Source organism: Kitasatospora sp. NPDC032150 (assembly GCF_055579945.1).
Map to the genome: position 1 here is coordinate 119,831 of NZ_JBVIMH010000012.1, position 17,602 is coordinate 137,432.

The window sequence follows — 17,602 nt, forward strand, 5'->3', positions numbered from 1 at the left end:
CGGGGCGCTAACGCAGGCCGCATCCGTCGAACTGATTCGCACCGCGCGGAAGGACTTCCACCCATGACCCCCGATTGGTTCAAGTCGAGCTACAGCAACAACGGCGGCGCATGCGTAGAGGTAGCCGCCAACATCCCCGGCATCATCCCCGTTCGTGACTCGAAGGACCCTGAGGGCCCGGCGCTGATCTTCCCTGTCGACGCCTTCGCAGCCTTCGTGGCAGGCGTGAAGGCTGGCGAGTTCGGTACCGTGTAAGGCATCAAGTTGCCACGGATGCAGAGGTGTTAAGACTGCAGACGAAAGAGCCCCGACCCGGTTTGGGTCGGGGTTTCTTTGTTCGTGGGTCAGAGCAGGGCGCGGAAGGGATTGGCCGCCGCTACCTGTTCCACCTTGGGAGGCTGTGGCCGGGCTGGGGCCGTGCTCACCGGCCGGGGTGCGGCCTGTGGCTTGGTCGGGCGGTAGGTGTCCATGCGGACGACCATGGCCGGGCGTTCGTCACGCTGGGGTCGCGGCCGGCCGAGCGGAGAGTGATCAGCCTCCGCCTCGACCAGTGTGTAGACGGTGGCGGGACGGCCCACGCCGGAGCGGTTGAGAGTGACCTACACCCCGGGTAGGGCCCGGACCTCGTCAGTCGAGGCGGGTGTGGGAGCGTGTGGTGCACGGGTCTGACCGGTCTGGTCCAGCCCGTTCCTGGCCCTGTTGGTCACGCCCAGTGCCTAGAAACAGAAAGACCCCAGATCAACTGGGGTCTCTGCTGGTGTCCGAGGGGGGACTTGAACTCTCCACTCGGGCACCAGCTTCTCTCTGCTCTGACCTGCGCAAACAGCTCCGACACGCCGTTGGTTTGGCTGGCCGGTTTGGCCATGCTTCCTGGGCGTTTCTGGCCGTTCTGGACCGCTGTTGGTCATGCGTTGGTCACGTGGCCAATGCCTTCGTCCCGGGCAGAGAAAAGCCCCGCCCAGGGCGCGGGGGAGCACGGGCGGGGCGAGTTCTTGGTCCTACCGGTCTTCGGCGGCCCGGTAGGCGGGCTCACAGGACCGGCAGGCGTAGACGGGCACCGGGGCGCCGCTCTGGCGCTCCACGCGGCCGACGACGATCAGTTCGGCAGTCTGCTTGCAGCGGGGGCAGGTGGGCTTGGTCATCACGCCACCGCTCCACCGAGCGAGTGAGCGCCGGGGTAGGCGTAGCCGGTATCGGGCAGTCCGGCGGACGCGGCGAACAGTGCTTCCTGGCGTTCTTCCTGCCGCTGAAGCTCTTCTTCCCAGAGGAGGACGTACGGCCGGACGATCAGGTGGTCGTCGGGGTCCAAGGGCATCGTGCGGGCGAGCACGTGTGCGGGGATGGGCTCGGTCCATCCGCAGATCTGTCGGCGCGGGTCGGGCGTCCGGTGGCGCCCCTTGGCGGGCAGCAGTCGGCGGAGGGCCCAGAGAAGGGCGAGAACGATAAGGTGGCGCATGTCGGCAGCTCCTCGAAAGCTGTTCGGCGTTCCGCCCCCGGCGGCCGGGCCAACGGCTTCCGGGGGTTCCTTGTTTCCCGAAAATAACGGACCTCCCTATACCTGTCTATAGCCCCCTACTGGTGACGGTAGCCACGCATGGCGTTATGTGCCCGGCTACGGTTGTCGCGTGAGTGACCTTGATCCCACCCGCCCGAAGTGGCCGCAGATTGCCGAACGGTTGTCCGCCCGTATCGAGAGCGGGCAGTACGCCCCTGGCCACCTGATCTCAAGCCGAGCGGTAGAAGACGAATTCGGGGTGGCCAAGGTGACCGCAGGCAAGGCGCTTTCCGATCTTCGCCGCCGTCGGCTGGTTCGGACCGAGTTCGGCATGGGGTCATACGTCACGGACCCCGCAGAACGCGGAGACAACTAGGCCCCGCCCTGCCGGATCATCAGCGGGACGGGGCCTATGAGGGGCGCGGGTCAGGCATAAATCGTTTGATCAGTGTCTTCGCCGTCCTTGGCGTGGTGAGCAAACGCCCGCACCGTAGCTTGTGAGCCTAGCGTGGGCTCAGTTCCATTCGAGCCGGTGCCCGTCGGGGTGCACGGCCACCCGCAGCCGCTCGCCCGTGGGCTCACCCGCGACGCGCCACTGAGTGATCAGCTCGGCCACCGAATCCCAGAGTCGGACAGGGCCGCCTTGGCGGGCCAGCCACTGGCCGCCGTTCTCAAACACCACGGCCCACGACCCGCCGTCCACGTCCACAAGAACGTGTTCGGTGCGCCCGTTCCGGGGCATGGCAAGGTACTGCGCGAACGGCGCCGCGAACTGCGCCACGAACCGGGCCGCCCACTGGTCGAGCACGTCAGCACCGACAGCCGTAGGCCATGCCTCGCCCTGGTCGAGCGCGGGCAGCATGCCGAGCGGTGGGGGCATGTGTGGGCGGGCGAGCATGAACGAGACACCGCCCCCGAGCACCGGACCGGTTGCTGTCCCGTCCTCGGCCACGGTGAGCCGGACCAGATCGGAAGCGTTCATCCAACCGCCGACAGTCACCAGGATTTCGCCGCCGGGGCGGGTCTGCGCGATCCACTCGGCCGGGACGGTCCGCACCCCGCACGTTGCAATGATGCGGTCGTACGGCGCGCCCTTTGCGTGCCCGGCGAGCCCGTCACCGGTTACCAGGTCGGGCCAGTAGCCGAGTCCGCCGAGCGCCACGGACGCCCGCGCGGACACGTCCGCGTCAACCTCGATTGACGTCACCTGGTCGTCGCCGAGAACGTGCGTCAGAAGCGCGGTGGAGTAGCCGGTACCGGTGCCGATCTCCAAAACCGACATGCCGGGCGACACCCGTAGGTCTTCGAGCATCCGGACCACCAGGCCAGGCAGCGTTGAAGACGACGTGGGCACCTGCGACAACCGCCCCTCGACCTGGCGCGGGACCACGCAGCCGGCGAGTTGGGTTACCAGGGTGTCATCCTCGTAGACCCTGCTGATCAGCTCGGGTGACTCGGCTAGCGAGACGGGCCGGTACCAACCGCCCCCGTCATGCTCGAACCATCCGTCCGCCAGGAACGCCTCGCGCGGGACGGCCAGCACCGCCGCTTCCCACTCGGCGCTACGGATCACCCCCGCTTCCTTGAGCCGCGCGGCCAGCACCGCCCGCAGCCCTTCCGACTCGCTCACTCAGCTACTCCGTTCTCCAGAAGATCAGCGATGGCCGATGTGATCGGCAGAGCCGCCGCGTGCTCCAGCCACGCCCATTGGCCATTCGGGTTGCACTCCAAGAACCACCATTCGCCCTCGGGGGTCACCGCGAAGTCGAACGCCCCGAAGCTCAGCCCGAAGTGTGCGAGGAACGCCACCAGGGCGGCGTGGATCGGCTCCGGGCATTCGACAGGCTCATACGTCAGGTTGCGGTACTCGCTGCGCCAGTCGACCACTCCGGCCGGAGCCGTGATCAGAGCGCAGAACACCCGGTCGCCGACCGCCACGGCCCGCACGTCCCCAACCTTGGGCACCTGTGCTTGGAAGAGATGAGCGCAGCGGCTCACGGCGTTGGTGATCTCGGCGGGGGCGACTGGTGCAGCCCAGATTCCGGCGGCTTCGCCGTCGATCCAGTAATCCCCCGCGTGCAAGGGCTTGTAGATCGTCGGCTGTGCCGCGACGAATGCCGTAGCCTCGGCCGGGTCGTTGGTGATCGTTGTTGCTGGCACCCGCAAGCCGAGACGCGCCGCCGCCGCCAACTGAGCGGGCTTGTACTCCGCGCGAGCAATCGCCTGCGGGTGGCTCAGGTAGAGGCACCCTGGTAGGTCCGCGAGGATGCCCCCGAGGCCCCGGCGGTTCTCCTCCATCGTGAACCGTGCGGCTTGGCCGTCCGACTCCGGGCGGAACGGACTCGGGCGCCGGTGGTACAGCGCTCGGACCTTGGAGAGATCAACCGAGCGTTCGTCGGCCGTGAGCATCCCGGCCCAGCCGTCCGCGCCGAGTCGCGCTGCGAGCGTCGCGCGCTCCGGCAGATCCTTGCCAGGGTCGAACCGGAGGACGGGCACCCGGCGCCGGTTCAACTCCGCTATGACGAGATCAGCAGTCGGGTCTTCGTACCCTGTAGCGACCAGCACCGGGCGTCCGTCCATGGCACTACCCCTTAGTCCTGCGTGGCGTCTTGGCCGGAGTCCTGGTCCATCTTCCCGTCCTTGCCCTGCTGGGTGGTCGGGTAGGTGTTGACGGACGTGCCGTGCTTGCCGAGTTCGGCGGGCGTCATCTTTCCGTCCTCACCGAACCACAGTCCGGTCTGCGTCTCGGGGTCGATGCCCGCGTACTGCCACTGTGACGGCTCGCCGTTTCGCAGCGGCGCCAGGCGCCCCATGCCCCACGGGGCCACGGGGTGGAGATCGGTCGTGGTGCTCAACGTTCCTCCTGTGTTTTGGTGTTGCACGGAGTTACGAGCAACCCACCTTGCCCTCCCCATGCCCATCTAGGGATGGGAATGGCCAAGTAGGGTGGCGCCCCGCCCTGGTCGTCCGGTCTGACCGATTGCCCGTCACCGGGGCGGGAGTCTTGGGCCCGGCTCAACCCAGCGCGCGAGAACGCAGGTTGAGCCGGGGAGTGCTCTACGGGACGCGGCGCCAATCCTGTCCCGGAGCACGGCCCGCCGGTAGGGGGTTCGGCGGGGGTCTTGAGCTACACCGGTCGGTACGCCGCCAGGTTGATCCGCCACTGTCAATCCCCTGATTTCGTAGAGGCCTTCGTTATGCGGCCAGGTCCTTCTGATGATGGCTGGCGCGTGCTTCCCTGATGATCCGTTCGAACTCCACCGGCGGTAGTCCGTCGGCCGCGCTGTGCCTCCGACGGGTGTTGTAGAAGTCGGCGATCCAGGTCGCTATTCGGATGCGGGCCTCGGCCCGGGTGGCGAACGTATGGCGGTGGATGTACTCGACCTTGATCAGCGAGTTGAAGCTCTCCGCAGCGGCGTTGTCCAGAGCCGACCCCACGCGCCCCATGGACTGCACGACACCCAGCCGGTCGCACAGGGTGTTGTACGCCTCGCTGGTGTACTCGCTGCCGCGATCAGAGTGGAAGATCACCCCGTCGACTTGCCCGCCCCGGGTGGCGGCGGCCATCTTCAGCGAAGCGGTGACCAAGCCGGCGTCGTGGTGGGCGCCCATCGCGTAGCCGAGCAGGCGACGCGAGAACATGTCGATGACTGTGGCCAGGTACAACTTGCCTTCCCCAGTGTCGATCTCGGTCATATCGCCCACCCACAGCACGTTCGGAGCGACCGCGTCGAAGTGCCGGCCGACCAGGTCCCGGGCCGCTTTGCGCTTGCCCTGCCGGGTCAGCGACCGGCGCCGCCGCGGCGGCTTGCGGCCCTGGAGTCCGAGATCGGCCATGACCTCGGCGACGGTGTTCACCGAGACCTTCCAGCCCTCGGCCCACAGATCGAGCGTGATCCTCGGCGAGCCGTAGGTCTCACCCGAGCGGTGGAAGAAGTGCTTGATCCTCTCCTCCAGCCGCGTGCGCCTGACCTCGCGGTTTGTCGGCGAGCTCGGCCTGCGGCGCCACTTGTAGTACCACGCCTCGGAGACGCCGAGCGCGCGGCAGGAGACGGAGTGCGGGATGTTGTACTCGGTCCTCTGGTCGCTGATCACCCCGACGAGCGCCGCCAGGTCCGCCACAGCTATTTCACCCACAGGACCATGCAGCGTTTGAGGACATCACGCTCCATGGCAAGTTCCTTGTTCTCCCTGGTCAGCTCGGCGTTGCGCCGGCGCAGCCGCTCCAGTTCCTCCTGGACGCTCTCGCCCCGCCCGCCCGGGGCCGCGCCGGACCCCCGGGCCCGGGAGACCCAGCTGCCCAGCGTGGTGTCGTTGATCCCCAACTCCCTCGCGACCTGCGCAACCGGCTTGCCGGTCTCGGTCACGATCCGCACAGCCCCCTCACGGAACTCCGCGTCGAACTTCCGCCTCTTCTCCGCCATGACTCCCAACTTCCCCTGCAGTCACGGCCTCTACGCTACGAGGGGATGCTCACGTGCTCACCGGCCGGGGTGCGGCCTGTGGCTTGGTCGGGCGGTAGGTGTCCATGCGGACGACCATGGCCGGGCGTTCGTCACGCTGGGGTCGCGGCCGGCCGAGCGGAGAGTGATCAGCCTCCGCCTCGACCAGTGTGTAGACGGTGGCGGGACGGCCCACGCCGGAGCGGTTGAGAGTGACCTACACCCCGGGTAGGGCCCGGACCTCGTCAGTCGAGGCGGGTGTGGGAGCGTGTGGCGCACGGGTCTGACCGGTCTGGTCCAGCCCGTTCCTGGCCCTGTTGGTCGCGCCCAGTGCCTAGAAACAGAAAGACCCCAGATCAACTGGGGTCTCTGCTGGTGTCCGAGGGGGGACTTGAACCCCCACGCCCGATAAAGGGCACTAGCACCTCAAGCTAGCGCGTCTGCCATTCCGCCACCCGGACAGGGTGTGTGCCTCGGGTTTTTCTTCCTGCGCCCCGTGGCGACGGAGAGAACATTACCAGGCTTCTGGAGTGCTTCTCACCTGCGTATCTGTCGTGCGGTGAGGGGTCGGTCGGCGTAATCAGGAGAAAACGGGCATAGGTGGGCGAGTAGGGTAGAAGGCGGCGGTGTGTCAGGACGGGGGAGTGCTGGGCGGTGGAGTGGGCCGGGGTGAGGGAGGGGTGTCGGGGTGCGGGGGTCGGCGTCGGCGGGGTGAATGTTTCGGCTGTTGGGCGAGCACAATCGCCGCAGAATTCACCGGAAATAGTCAGGATCCGATCAGGAATGGGCTTCGGGTGGTCCAGTTCCAGTCCATGCCCCGCGGCCGGCCGGGGTTTCCCTAGCCTCTGGTGACCAAGGGAGCCTGAGCGGAGCGCCCGATTCCCGAGGGCCGGTGTCCGGGCCGCCCGGTGACGCCTCCCATCACCTGCGCGAAGGGCGGCTTGAGGTGGAGCAGATGAGCGGGGCGGCGGAACCCGCGACGAGGCCTGCGACGGAGGAGCGTGCGGAGACGGCCGAGCGGTCGGCGGCGGAGCGGTCGGCAGCGGAACCGCCGGGCAGAGAACCGGGGCTGCCGATCGAGGGCGTCTGGCGGTTCTCGGCGGTCGCGCACGAGGCCTCGGTGCCCCAGACCAGACATGCGGTGCGGGACCGGCTACTGGCCCAGGGGCTGGCGGCGGAGCGGTACCAGGAGCTGGTCGACGACGTACTGCTGATCGTCTCCGAGCTGGTGGGCAATGCCGTCACCCATGCCGCGGTGCTCTCGCCCTACCTCACCACCGAGCTGGCGATCGAGGACGGCTGGGTGCGGATCTCGGTGGAGGACGGCCATCCGCACCGCCCCAAGGCCCTGGACAGCGACCAGGGCCAGCTCGGCGGCCGCGGGCTGCTGCTGGTGAAGAGCGTGACCCTGCAGGCTGGCGGGGTGTGCGACGTCGAGTGCACGGGGGAGGGCGGCAAGGTGATCTGGGCCTCCCTTCCGCTTCCCACCGGACCCGGGGGCCCTGCGGGCGCTGCGGACGGCGGGGCCGGAGCGGGCTCGGCGGCCGCCGAGCCGGGGGCCGTGCAGAGCCCGGCAGTCGTGGACGGACTGCCGGGCTGCAGTGGCCTATGGCCGATGTGAGCTGGTGTGAGCCGGTGTGAGCCGGCGTGAGCCGGTATGAGTTGGTGTGAGCCGGTATGAGTTGGTGTGAGCCGGTGCCGGCGTGAGCCCGCGCGAGCAACTGTGAGCCGTCAGGGGTCGGCACGAGTCGGCGCAAGTCACGACCCGGGTCGGGCCCGCGCGCACCGAGCCGATCCGGCGCCCCCTGATCCCCCGATACCCCGACGCCTCGAACCGGGCAGGCCGGCGCCGCCGGGAACTACCCCCGCCCGGAACCACCAGCCCCGCCCGGAAGTACCGGACCTACCAGTCCCGCCCGGCGATCTCCCGGATCCCCGGGAGCGCGGCCTCGAAGACCGTCCGGAACCACACTGAGAACGGCTTCTCGGCCTCCAGTGCCTTCAGTTCCTCCGCGGTGACAAACCGGGTCTCGTCCACCTCGTCGGGGTCCGGCGAGAGCGGCGCGGTGACCAGGCCGACGAACAGGTGGTTCCACTCGCGCTCGATCAGGCCCGAGGTCTCGTCCGGCAGGTCGTAGCGGACCGTGCCGGCCTCGCAGAGCAGTGCGGGGGCCGTGCCGATCTCCTCGGTGGTGCGCCGTGCTGCGGCCGCGAACGGCGACTCACCCGGGTACGGGTGACCGCAGCAGGTGTTGGACCAGACGCCGGGCGAGTGGTACTTGCCCAGTGCCCGGCGCTGGAGCAGCAGCCGTCCCTGACGGTCGAACAGGAAGACGGAGAAGGCGCGGTGCAGGCGGCCCGGCTGCTGGTGGGCCGAGAGCTTCTCGGCCGTGCCGATGGTCACACCGTCGTCGTCGACGAGCTCCAGCAGGATCTCCGGGGCGGGGGAGCCCGGGGCTGAAGGAGTCGGGGGCGCTGCGGGGGACGGGGACGAGGCTGCCGCGCTCTGGTTCGCGAACTGCGTCTGGCTGGTCGGTCGGCTCTCCGGCATGGGGCCTCTTTCGGCACGGGGGGTTGCGTCGGTGGCCCAGTCTGCCCCATGGCCCACAGGGCCGGACCATCCGACGCACACGGGGGCGTGGAAGGCCAGGATCTCCAGCCTGCGCGTTCGATTCGTGATCATCTGAGCCCTGCTCTGTTCACCTTCTGTCTGCTGATTTGTCAGGTCACGGTCGCATGGGGGCAGGCGTGCGGCTTGAAGGCAGGGCCCGCGGTCCGGAATGATGATCTGCGCGGGCCGGTGCGCCAGCTGTTGATAAGCGCGGCCTGCTGGCTGCCGGCTGCCATTTCGAGGGCGAATCACCCGTCGGGTAGCCTCGGTCGGTGCGCCTGGTCCCGGAAATGCTCGTCCGGTACCGCCCGCCGCTGCATTCGTACGTCCAGAAGCCCCCATTCGTCCCACCGCACACCGTTGTGGCCGGACCGCACACCATCGCCAGGGAGTGAGTTCCGCTGTCCACTGTGATCGTGACCGGCCCCGAGCTGCTCGCGCACGGAAGGCCCGCCGGATCCGGCCGTGGCCGGAACGCCGCAGCGGTGACCGCGGCGCCGCTCGCCACCGCCCCGACGGCCACGGCGGCCGCCACGGCCACCGAGGCCCTCCAGGGCGACCTGGGTGCCGATCTCGCCGCCATCGGCTTCCGGCGGGTCCTGCGCGCGCACGACGCCGCACAGCTCGCCGCGCTGGTCTCCTCCGTCGGCCCGGGCGAGCGCCTGGCCGTGGTGGACGCCGGCTTCGTCGGCCACCGCCACTCGCTCCGGCTCGCGCTGACCGACCCCCGCTTCCCGGCCGCCGCCGTCCCCGGCGCGATGGTGGTCTCCGGCGCGGAGGCCCGGGCCGCCCTCGCCACGGCCGTCCAGCGCCTGAGCACCGAGCCGCAGCTGCCGCAGCAGCGCACCGGCGACTCGTACCAGAACGGCTACGGCGGCTACGCCGACGGCTACGGCACCGCCCCCCAGGGCACCGACCCGTACGGCACCGCGCGGTACGGCTGGTCCGACCGGTACGAGAGCCCGCTGCCCGACCAGCTCGCGGACGCCCTCGCCCAGCACGGGCTGCCCGTCCAGCGCCCCGAGCTCGGTACGCTGGTGGCCACCGTCCCCGGTGACGACGACGAGCTGCACGCGGCCCGCGCGGCCGTGGCCCGGGTGGACGAGGAGGCGGTCCGGCTGCGCCGGGCGGTGAAGGCCAGGGACGGCTTCTTCACCACCTTCTTCGTCAGCCCCTACTCGCGCTACATCGCCCGCTGGTGCGCCCGGCGCGGCCTGACCCCGAACCAGGTGACCACCGCCTCCCTGCTCACCGCGCTGATCGCGGCGGGCCTGGCGGCCACCGGCACCCGGGGAGGCTACATAGCCGCCGGCGTGCTGCTGCTCGCCTCCTTCGTGCTGGACTGCACCGACGGGCAGCTCGCCCGCTACTCGCTGCAGTACTCCACGGTGGGCGCCTGGCTGGACGCGACCTTCGACCGGGCCAAGGAGTACTCCTTCTACGCGGGCCTGGCGCTCGGCGCGGCCCGTACCGGGGACCACGTCTGGGCGCTGTCGCTGGCGGCGATGACGCTGATGACCTTCCGGCACAGCGTGGACTTCGCCTTCATGGCGGCCGACCAGGAGACCTCGCGCAACCCGGTCACCGCCGGCACCAAGCAGCAGGGCACCAACACCAGCCCCACCGCGCAGCTCTCCAACCGCCTGGACCGGGTCGGCTGGACGGTCTGGGCCCGCCGGATCATCGTGCTGCCGATCGGCGAGCGCTGGGCCCTGATAGCTCTGCTCACGGCCTGCACCACCCCCCGGATCACGTTGTCGGTGCTGCTCGCCGGCTGCGCACTGGCCTGCTGCTACACCACCGCAGGACGGGTGCTGCGCTCGATCAACCGCCGCCGCCCGCGCGAGGACCGGGCCGCCCGGGAGGTCGCGATCCTGGCCGACGGCGGTGTGCTCACCGAGCTGCTGGCCCCGGTGCTCCGCCCCGTGGCGCGTTTCCTGCCGGGCCTGGCCGTGCCGCTGCTGGCCGCCGTCGCGGCCGCCGGGCTGCCGGCCGCCGCGTACCTGACCGCGGGGACCTGGCAGGCGGTCGCCGCCGCCGGCTTGTACGTGCTGCTCAGCTCGCTGGTGCTGGCCCGCAGGCTCACCGGCGCGCTGGACTGGCTCGCCCCCGCGTTCTTCCGGGCGGGCGAGTACCTGACCGTGCTGGCGCTCGCGCTGAAGCTGGACACCGCTGCCCTCCCGGCCGCGTTCGGGCTGGTCGCCGCCTTCGCCTACCATCACTACGACACGGTGTACCGCCTGCGCGGCGGCACCGGAGCGCCGGCCAGGTGGCTGGTGCGAGTGACCGGCGGACAGGAGGGCCGGGCACTGCTCGTCACCCTGGTGGCGGCGCTCGTCTACCACGGCAGGCCCGAGGGGCCGATCGGTCACCAGACCGCCGGGGCGCATGCTCTGCAGGTCGTCCTGGTGGCCCTGGCAGGCCTGCTCGCCCTGGTCGTGGTCGCGGAGAGCATCCACTACTGGGTCCTCGGCGACGCCACCGCAGAACACGATGAATCAGGAGACACCGCATGATCGGCCTCGTTCTGGCAGCCGGCGCCGGCCGCCGGCTCCGCCCGTACACCGACACCCTGCCCAAGGCGCTGGTGCCGGTCGACGGGGAGCGGACCGTCCTGGACCTCACCCTCGGCAACTTCGCCGAGGTCGGTCTGCGCGAGGCCGCGATCGTGGTGGGCTACCGCAAGGAGGCGGTGTACGACCGCAAGGACGCGCTGGAGCAGAAGTACGGCGTCAAGCTCACCCTGGTCGAGAACGACAAGGCCGAGGAGTGGAACAACGCCTACTCGCTGTGGTGCGCCCGTGACCTGTTCGGCGAGGGCCTGCTGCTCGCCAACGGGGACACCGTGCACCCGGCCGCGGTCCAACGCACCATGCTGGACGGCAACGACCGGATGATCAAGGAGGGCGGCGCCCCCGGCATCCTGCTCGCCCTGGACACCGTGAAGAAGCTGGCCGACGAGGAGATGAAGGTCGTCGTCGACCCGGCCAAGGGCATGCAGAAGATCACCAAGCTGATGGACCCGGCCGAGGCGACCGGCGAGTACATCGGCGTCACGATCATCAACCCGTCTGCCAAGGACGCCCTCGCGGACGCCCTCAAGGCGACTTACGAGCGCGACCCGCAGCTGTACTACGAGGACGGCTACCAGGAGATGGTCAACCGCGGCCTGCGCATCGACGTGCAGCCGATCGGCGAGGTCTCCTGGGTCGAGGTGGACAACCACGACGACCTGAACAAGGCGCGGGAGATCGCGTGCCAGTACTGACCCGGCTGCTGCCGTCGCCGGTCTTCGTGGAGATCCGCCCGGGCGCGCTGGACGCGCTCGGCGGCATCCTCGCCGACCAGCGGCTGTCGGCCTCCGGCCGGATAGCGGTGGCGATCAGCAACGGATCGGGCACGGTGCTCCGGGAGCGGCTGGAACCGCTGCTCCCGGACGCCGAGTGGTTCGAGGTCGTCGACGGCAGCCTGGACAGCGCGGTACGGCTGGCGGACGCGATGCGGGCGGGGCACTTCGACGCCGTGGTCGGCCTCGGTGGCGGCAAGATCATCGACGCGGCGAAGTACGCCGCGGCCCGGGTCGGCCTGCCGCTGGTCGCGGTGGCCACCAACCTGGCGCACGACGGCATCTGCTCGCCCGTCTCCACCCTCGACAACGACGCGGGCCGCGGCTCCTACGGGGTGCCCAGCCCGATCGGCATCGTGGTGGACCTGGACGTGATCCGCGAGGCGCCGTCACGCTTCGTCGCGGCCGGCATCGGCGATGTGATCTCCAACATCTCGGCCTGCGCCGACTGGGAGCTCTCGCACGAGGTCACCGGCGAGAAGGTGGACGGCCTGGCGGTCGCGATGGCCCGCTCGGCCGGTGAGAACCTGCTCCGCCACCCGGGCCAGCTGGCCGACCAGTCCCTGCTGACCTGCCTCGCGGAGGCCCTGGTACTGTCCGGCATCGCGATGAACATCGCCGGCAGCACCCGGCCGTCCTCGGGCGCCTGCCACGAGATCTCGCACGCCCTGGACGTGCTGTACCCCAAGCGCTCCGCCCAGCACGGCGAGCAGGTCGGCCTCGGTGCCGCCTTCGCCAGCCACCTGCGGGGCGAGCGCGAGCTGACCGGCCTGATCGTGGACCGCCTGCGGTGCCACGGGCTGCCGGTCACCGCGGCTCAGATCGGGTTCACCGAGGCGGAGTTCACCGAGGCGGTGTACTACGCTCCGAACACTCGTCCGGGACGTTTCACCATCCTGGAACACCTCGATCTCTCTCCCTCCGACATCAGGGACGCGTACGCCGACTATGTCCATGCCGTCAACAACTGACCGCGCCGCGGTCGATCTCACGGTCCGGCCCTCGATCGAGGAGCTGCGGGCCGTCATCCACCCGGAGGGCATGCTCCAACGGCGCAGTGCCGAGCACTGGGCCGGCCGCTGGTACATGCGGAAGATCTCCCTGCGGATCACCCGCCTGCTCTCCACCATGACGGCGATCACGCCCAATGGCCTGACCTACCTGATGATGTTCACCGGCATCCTGGCCGGTGCCGCCCTGGTGCTCCCGGGCATCACCGGGGCCGTCCTGGGCGCCTTCCTGATCCAGGTCTACCTGCTGCTGGACTGCGTCGACGGCGAGGTCGCCCGCTGGCGGCGGCAGACCTCGCTCACCGGTGTCTACCTGGACCGGGTCGGCCACTACATGTCCGAGGCCGCGCTGCTCACCGGTCTCGGCCTGCGGGCCAGCGACCTGCTGCACCGCCAGGGCCACGCCTCGCACTGGGAGTGGGCCTTCCTGGGCACGCTGGCCGCGCTCGGCGCGATCCTGATCAAGTCCGAGACCGACCTGGTCGACGTGGCCCGCGCCCGCAGCGGGATGACCGCGGTGGAGGACAGCGCCTCGGTGCCGCGCTCCTCCGGTGTGGCCAAGGCCCGCCGTGCCGCGTCCTTCCTCAAGTTCCACCGCCTGGTGGGCGCCGTCGAGGCCTCGCTGTTCATCCTGGCCGCCGGGATCGCCGACACCGTCCACGGCGGGCTGCTCTTCACCCGCCTGGCGGTGGTGATCCTGGCCGCGATCGCCATGCTGCAGACGGTCCTGCACCTGCTCAGCATCGTCCTCTCCAGCAGGCTGCGATGAGCGCGCCGGGTCGCCCGGCGGCGGGCGGGCGGGGCGCAGACGACTTCCGCCTCGGCGCGGTCATCATCACCATGGGCAACCGACCCGAGGAGCTGAACGCTCTGATCGAGTCGGTGCGGAACCAGGAGGGCCCGGCCGTCGAGCTGGCCGTGGTCGGCAACGGCGCCCCGCTGCCCCCGCTGCCCGCGGACGTACGCACCGTCGCACTGCCCGAGAACCTCGGCATCCCCGGCGGGCGCAACGTCGGCATCGAGCTCTTCGGCGAGGACGGCCGGGAGGTGGACGCCGTCCTCTTCCTGGACGACGACGGGCGCCTGCCGAACAAGGACTCCGCCCGGCTGCTCCGCGAAGCCTTCACCGCCGACCCGAAGCTCGGCATCGTCTCCTTCCGGATCGCCGACCCGGACACCGGCGTCACCCAGCGCCGGCACGTCCCCCGGCTTCGGGCCAGCGACCCGCTGCGCTCCTCCCGGGTGACCACCTTCCTCGGCGGCGCCAGTGCGGTGCGCAGCGCGGTCTTCCCGCAGGCCGGCCAGCTGCCGGCCGAGTTCTTCTACGCGCACGAGGAGACCGACCTCGCCTGGCGCGCGCTGGACGCCGGCTGGGAGATCGACTACCGCGCGGACATCGTGCTGCACCACCCCACGACATCCCCGGCCCGGCACGCCACGTACTTCCACAACGTGGCCCGGAACCGGGTGTGGCTGGCGCGACGGAACCTTCCGGCCCCGTTCGTGCCTCTCTACTTGGGAACCTGGTTGCTGCTCACTCTGGCCCGCCGTCCCTCGGGCGACGCGCTGAAGTCCTGGGTGGGCGGTTTCCGGGCTGGTTGGAGCGAACCCTGCGGTCCGCGACGACCGATGCGATGGCGTACTGTATGGCGACTGACCAGGTTGGGCAGACCGCCAATCATCTGATCGCATCAGCAACTGATCACATCAGGGCGGCAGCCCCACTGCCGACCGGACAATCCCCCCGAGATCCCAGTGGATCCGCAGGCCCGTCGCCGCTCCCCCCGGCGGCGGGCCCGATATCCGATCCCGTGAAGGACGAATGTGTCAACAGTGAGTGACTTCAGCCTCTCCACACCGAGTGGGGCTGATGCGGGCCTGACCCCGAAGCAACTCGCGGCCAAGTACGGCCTGGAGGTCAGCGGCAGGCGGCCCGGTCTGCCCGCATACGTGAAGCAGCTGTGGGCGCGGCGCCACTTCATCCTGGCCTTCGCCACGGCCCGCCTGGTCGCTCAGTACACGACCGCCAAGCTGGGCCAGCTGTGGCAGGTGCTCACGCCGCTGCTGAACTGCTCGGTGTTCTTCCTGGTCTTCGGTGTGATGCTGAAGAGCCGGGACAGCATCCCGGTCTACCTCGCCTGGCTCTGCGTCGGCGTCTTCGTCTTCCAGTTCTCGCAGAGCGCCGTGCAAGCCGGTACCCGTTCGATCGCCGACAACCTCGGGCTGATCCGGGCGCTGCACTTCCCCCGGGCCTGCATGCCGGTGGCCTTCACCGTGATCCAGCTGCAGCAGCTGCTGATCTCGATGGTCGTCCTGGTCGGCATCGTGCTGGCGAACGGCCAGATGCCGCACATGACGTGGCTGCTGATCATCCCGGCGCTGCTGCTGCAGTGCCTGTTCAACGCCGGTCTGGCCATGATCATGGCCCGCGTCGGCTCCAAGGCCTCGGACATCTCCCAGCTGATGCCGTTCATCCTGCGCACCTGGATGTACGTCTCCGGCGTGATGTACAGCATCCAGGGGGCCATCGCGAGCTGGCCGCCGCTGGCCAAGACGGTCATGTCGCTGAACCCGGCGACGATCTACATGGACCTGATGCGCTACGCGTTCATGCCGGACAGCTTCAGCAAGCACTACTACCACGGTGGCAAGGACCACGCTGGCCACGCGCTGCCGCAGCACCTGACCCTGCCGCACCACATCTGGTTCACCGCCACCGCCTGGGCCGTGGTGGTCTTCGTGGCCGGTTTCGTGTTCTTTTGGAAGGCAGAGGAGGAGTACGGCCGTGGCTGACATCGCGATGAGCAACTTCCGAGGGGCGAGCCAGGACACGCCCAAGACCGCGTCCTCCGAGCCGGCTCGGACCCCCACCGTGGTCGTCGACGACGTCCACATCGTCTACAAGGTGCACGGCGCCGGTTCCGGCAAGGGCAGCGCCACCTCGGCGCTGAGCCGGCTGATCGCCAAGAAGCGCTCGCCCGCCATCCGCGAGGTGCACGCCGTGCGCGGCCTCAGCTTCACCGCGTACAAGGGTGAGGCGGTCGGCCTGATCGGCTCCAACGGCTCCGGCAAGTCCACCATGCTGGCGGCCATCGCGGGCCTGCTGCCGACGGCGAAGGGCGCGATCTACACCAACGGCCAGCCGTCCCTGCTGGGCGTGAACGCCGCGCTGATGAACGACCTGACCGGTGACCGAAACGTCATCCTGGGCTGCCTGGCCATGGGCATGACGCCCAAGGAGGTCGAGTCCCGGTACCAGGAGATCGTCGACTTCTCGGGCATCAACGAGAAGGGCGACTTCATCTCGCTGCCGATGCGCACGTACTCCTCGGGCATGGCGGCCCGTCTGCGGTTCTCGATCGCGGCGGCCAAGACCCACGACGTGCTGCTCATCGACGAGGCGCTGGCCACCGGTGACCAGAAGTTCCAGAAGCGCAGCGAGGCCCGCATCCGCGAGCTGCGCAAGGAGGCCGGTACGGTCTTCCTGGTCAGCCACAACAACAACGCGATCAGGGACACCTGCGAGCGCACCATCTGGATCGAGAAGGGTGAGCTCATGATGGACGGCCACACCGACGAGGTCGTCCGCGAGTACGAGAAGCACAACCGGGCCTGAGCTGAGCCGGTACGGCGGGGGCCGGTGCCGGGGCGGAAACGTCCCTGGTGCCGGCCCTTCGGCTGTGCCCAAAGGCTCGGGTGCGTGTCCGGTATGGGCCGGTGGACCGGGCCGGTGTAGAACGGGGGAGTGACGGTAGTGGCAGCTTCGGCTAAATCCGATAACCAGACAGACGGCGCCACGCTCGAGAAGGCGGACCTGGAGAACTTCCCGGTCGCGCCCTTTTTCCTGCCCGCCGCCTGGCGCACCGATCTGATGGCGGTGTACGGCTTCGCCCGCCTGGTGGACGACGCGGGTGACGGCGATCTGGCGGACCCGGGCCGGGTCGCCGAGCTGCTGGGTGTACCGTTCACCCGTTCGGCCGAAGACGGGACCGTTTTCCGGCTCGCCCTGCTGGACGGACTCGAACGGGACCTGGATCGCGCCTTCGAGGCGGCGCTCACCCCGGACGCCCCGGCGCCGCACCACCCGCTGATGCGCGCACTTGTCCCGCTGATCGGCCGGCACGCCGTCACCCCCGAGCCGTTCCGCCGGCTGATCGAGGCCAACCGGGTCGACCAGACCGTCACCCGCTACCCGGCCTACCGCGACCTGCTCGACTACTGCACCCTCTCCGCCGACCCGGTCGGCCGCCTGGTGCTCGCCATCGCGGGCGTGGCCACCCCGGAGCGGATCGCCTACTCCGACGCGATCTGCAGCGCCCTGCAGGTGATCGAGCACCTCCAGGACGTCGCCGAGGACCTCGGTCGCGGCCGGATCTACCTGCCCGCCGAGGACCTGGACGCCTTCGGCGTCACCGAGCAGGACCTCGCCCGGCCGGTCGCCGGACCCCGGGTGCGTGACCTGGTGGCCTTCGAGGTGGACCGGGCCCGGACCCTGCTCGATCACGGCGCACCGCTGGTAGGTACGGTTTCCGGGAGGCTCCGACTGCTGCTGGCGGGATTCACCGCAGGCGGGTACGCGGCCCTGGCTGCCATCGAGGCCGCCGGGTACGACGTCCTGGCCCAGCAGCCGAAGCCGGACAAGCGCCGCCTCGCAGTGAAGGCGGCGAGACTCTTCGCGAAGGGAAGGTGAACGCCCGC

General features: G+C 69.8%; 18 protein-coding genes, 1 tRNA gene and 1 pseudogene. 11 read left to right on the plus strand and 9 right to left on the minus strand.

The window, feature by feature from the left end; genetic code table 11:
• The first annotated feature begins 63 nt into the window (after window positions 1-63).
• Window positions 64-255 carry a DUF397 domain-containing protein gene (locus tag ACZ5ON_RS16560; protein WP_465592132.1) on the plus strand — a complete coding sequence of 64 codons (192 nt, stop codon included), beginning with the start codon at window positions 64-66 and terminating at the stop codon, window positions 253-255.
• Window positions 256-998: 743 nt separating this feature from the next.
• Here ACZ5ON_RS16560 and ACZ5ON_RS16565 read toward each other — a convergent pair.
• Window positions 999-1,142: a hypothetical protein gene (locus ACZ5ON_RS16565; RefSeq protein WP_465592135.1), complete on the minus strand. Its 144-nt coding sequence runs from the start codon at window positions 1,140-1,142 to the stop codon at window positions 999-1,001.
• Window positions 1,142-1,456 carry a hypothetical protein gene (locus ACZ5ON_RS16570; protein WP_465592138.1) on the minus strand — a complete coding sequence of 105 codons (315 nt, stop codon included), beginning with the start codon at window positions 1,454-1,456 and terminating at the stop codon, window positions 1,142-1,144. Before ACZ5ON_RS16570 ends, ACZ5ON_RS16565 begins: the two co-directional genes overlap by 1 nt.
• Before the next feature lie 169 nt (window positions 1,457-1,625).
• Between ACZ5ON_RS16570 and ACZ5ON_RS16575 the strand changes: the two genes are divergently transcribed.
• On the plus strand, window positions 1,626-1,871 hold the full coding sequence (locus tag ACZ5ON_RS16575) for a GntR family transcriptional regulator (protein ID WP_465592141.1): 246 nt from the start codon (window positions 1,626-1,628) through the stop codon (window positions 1,869-1,871).
• Between the two features lie 138 nt (window positions 1,872-2,009).
• On the opposite strand, the gene tgmC is transcribed toward ACZ5ON_RS16575, so the two are convergent.
• From tgmC to ACZ5ON_RS16605, 6 genes are all read right to left on the minus strand, one after another.
• Complete coding sequence (tgmC, locus tag ACZ5ON_RS16580; protein ID WP_465592144.1) at window positions 2,010-3,125, minus strand: ATP-grasp peptide maturase system methyltransferase; 1,116 nt, start codon at window positions 3,123-3,125, stop codon at window positions 2,010-2,012.
• The gene (gene tgmB / locus ACZ5ON_RS16585) at window positions 3,122-4,075 is read right to left on the minus strand and encodes an ATP-grasp ribosomal peptide maturase (protein WP_465592145.1); all 954 of its coding nucleotides are present in this window, start codon (window positions 4,073-4,075) and stop codon (window positions 3,122-3,124) included. Before tgmB ends, tgmC begins: the two co-directional genes overlap by 4 nt.
• A gap of 11 nt (window positions 4,076-4,086) precedes the next feature.
• On the minus strand, window positions 4,087-4,350 hold the full coding sequence (gene tgmA / locus ACZ5ON_RS16590; protein ID WP_465592148.1) for a putative ATP-grasp-modified RiPP: 264 nt from the start codon (window positions 4,348-4,350) through the stop codon (window positions 4,087-4,089).
• 340 nt (window positions 4,351-4,690) lie between these two features.
• Entirely contained in the window at window positions 4,691-5,632 is a 942-nt protein-coding gene (locus tag ACZ5ON_RS16595; RefSeq protein WP_465592151.1) for an IS3 family transposase, read from the minus strand.
• Entirely contained in the window at window positions 5,620-5,919 is a 300-nt protein-coding gene (locus ACZ5ON_RS16600) for a transposase (protein ID WP_465592154.1), read from the minus strand. Before ACZ5ON_RS16600 ends, ACZ5ON_RS16595 begins: the two co-directional genes overlap by 13 nt.
• Window positions 5,920-6,310: 391 nt before the next feature.
• Window positions 6,311-6,398: transfer RNA gene (locus ACZ5ON_RS16605), tRNA-Leu, on the minus strand.
• 494 nt (window positions 6,399-6,892) lie between these two features.
• On the opposite strand from ACZ5ON_RS16605, the pseudogene ACZ5ON_RS16610 reads away from it, so the two are divergent.
• Window positions 6,893-7,435 (plus strand): annotated as a pseudogene (locus ACZ5ON_RS16610) (ATP-binding protein); the annotation flags it as partial.
• 405 nt (window positions 7,436-7,840) lie between these two features.
• On the opposite strand, the gene idi reads toward ACZ5ON_RS16610, so the two are convergent.
• Window positions 7,841-8,488 (minus strand): isopentenyl-diphosphate Delta-isomerase, encoded by a 648-nt coding sequence (gene idi / locus ACZ5ON_RS16615; RefSeq protein WP_465592157.1) that lies wholly within the window; start codon window positions 8,486-8,488, stop codon window positions 7,841-7,843.
• Window positions 8,489-9,108: 620 nt separating this feature from the next.
• Here idi and ACZ5ON_RS16620 point away from each other — a divergent pair.
• The 8 genes from ACZ5ON_RS16620 (at window position 9,109) to hpnC (ending at window position 17,594) form a co-directional block, all read left to right on the plus strand.
• Entirely contained in the window at window positions 9,109-11,064 is a 1,956-nt protein-coding gene (locus ACZ5ON_RS16620; RefSeq protein ID WP_465592349.1) for a DUF5941 domain-containing protein, read from the plus strand.
• The gene (locus ACZ5ON_RS16625) at window positions 11,061-11,816 is read left to right on the plus strand and encodes a phosphocholine cytidylyltransferase family protein (RefSeq protein WP_344635789.1); all 756 of its coding nucleotides are present in this window, start codon (window positions 11,061-11,063) and stop codon (window positions 11,814-11,816) included. The genes ACZ5ON_RS16620 and ACZ5ON_RS16625 overlap by 4 nt, the downstream gene beginning before the upstream one ends.
• Window positions 11,804-12,865 carry an iron-containing alcohol dehydrogenase family protein gene (locus tag ACZ5ON_RS16630; RefSeq protein WP_465592160.1) on the plus strand — a complete coding sequence of 354 codons (1,062 nt, stop codon included), beginning with the start codon at window positions 11,804-11,806 and terminating at the stop codon, window positions 12,863-12,865. The genes ACZ5ON_RS16625 and ACZ5ON_RS16630 overlap by 13 nt, the downstream gene beginning before the upstream one ends.
• Window positions 12,843-13,673 (plus strand): CDP-alcohol phosphatidyltransferase family protein, encoded by an 831-nt coding sequence (locus tag ACZ5ON_RS16635; RefSeq protein ID WP_465592163.1) that lies wholly within the window; start codon window positions 12,843-12,845, stop codon window positions 13,671-13,673. The genes ACZ5ON_RS16630 and ACZ5ON_RS16635 overlap by 23 nt, the downstream gene beginning before the upstream one ends.
• Window positions 13,670-14,590, plus strand: coding sequence for a glycosyltransferase family 2 protein (locus ACZ5ON_RS16640; protein ID WP_465592166.1), 921 nt, complete (start codon window positions 13,670-13,672; stop codon window positions 14,588-14,590). The genes ACZ5ON_RS16635 and ACZ5ON_RS16640 overlap by 4 nt, the downstream gene beginning before the upstream one ends.
• 138 nt (window positions 14,591-14,728) lie before the next feature.
• The gene (locus ACZ5ON_RS16645) at window positions 14,729-15,697 is read left to right on the plus strand and encodes an ABC transporter permease (RefSeq protein WP_465592169.1); all 969 of its coding nucleotides are present in this window, start codon (window positions 14,729-14,731) and stop codon (window positions 15,695-15,697) included.
• Window positions 15,698-15,704: 7 nt separating this feature from the next.
• Window positions 15,705-16,520: an ABC transporter ATP-binding protein gene (locus ACZ5ON_RS16650; protein WP_465592352.1), complete on the plus strand. Its 816-nt coding sequence runs from the start codon at window positions 15,705-15,707 to the stop codon at window positions 16,518-16,520.
• Window positions 16,521-16,658: 138 nt separating this feature from the next.
• A complete protein-coding gene (gene hpnC, locus ACZ5ON_RS16655; protein WP_465592172.1) occupies window positions 16,659-17,594 on the plus strand; it encodes a squalene synthase HpnC in 936 nt (311 codons plus the stop codon).
• Window positions 17,595-17,602: the final 8 nt, after the last annotated feature.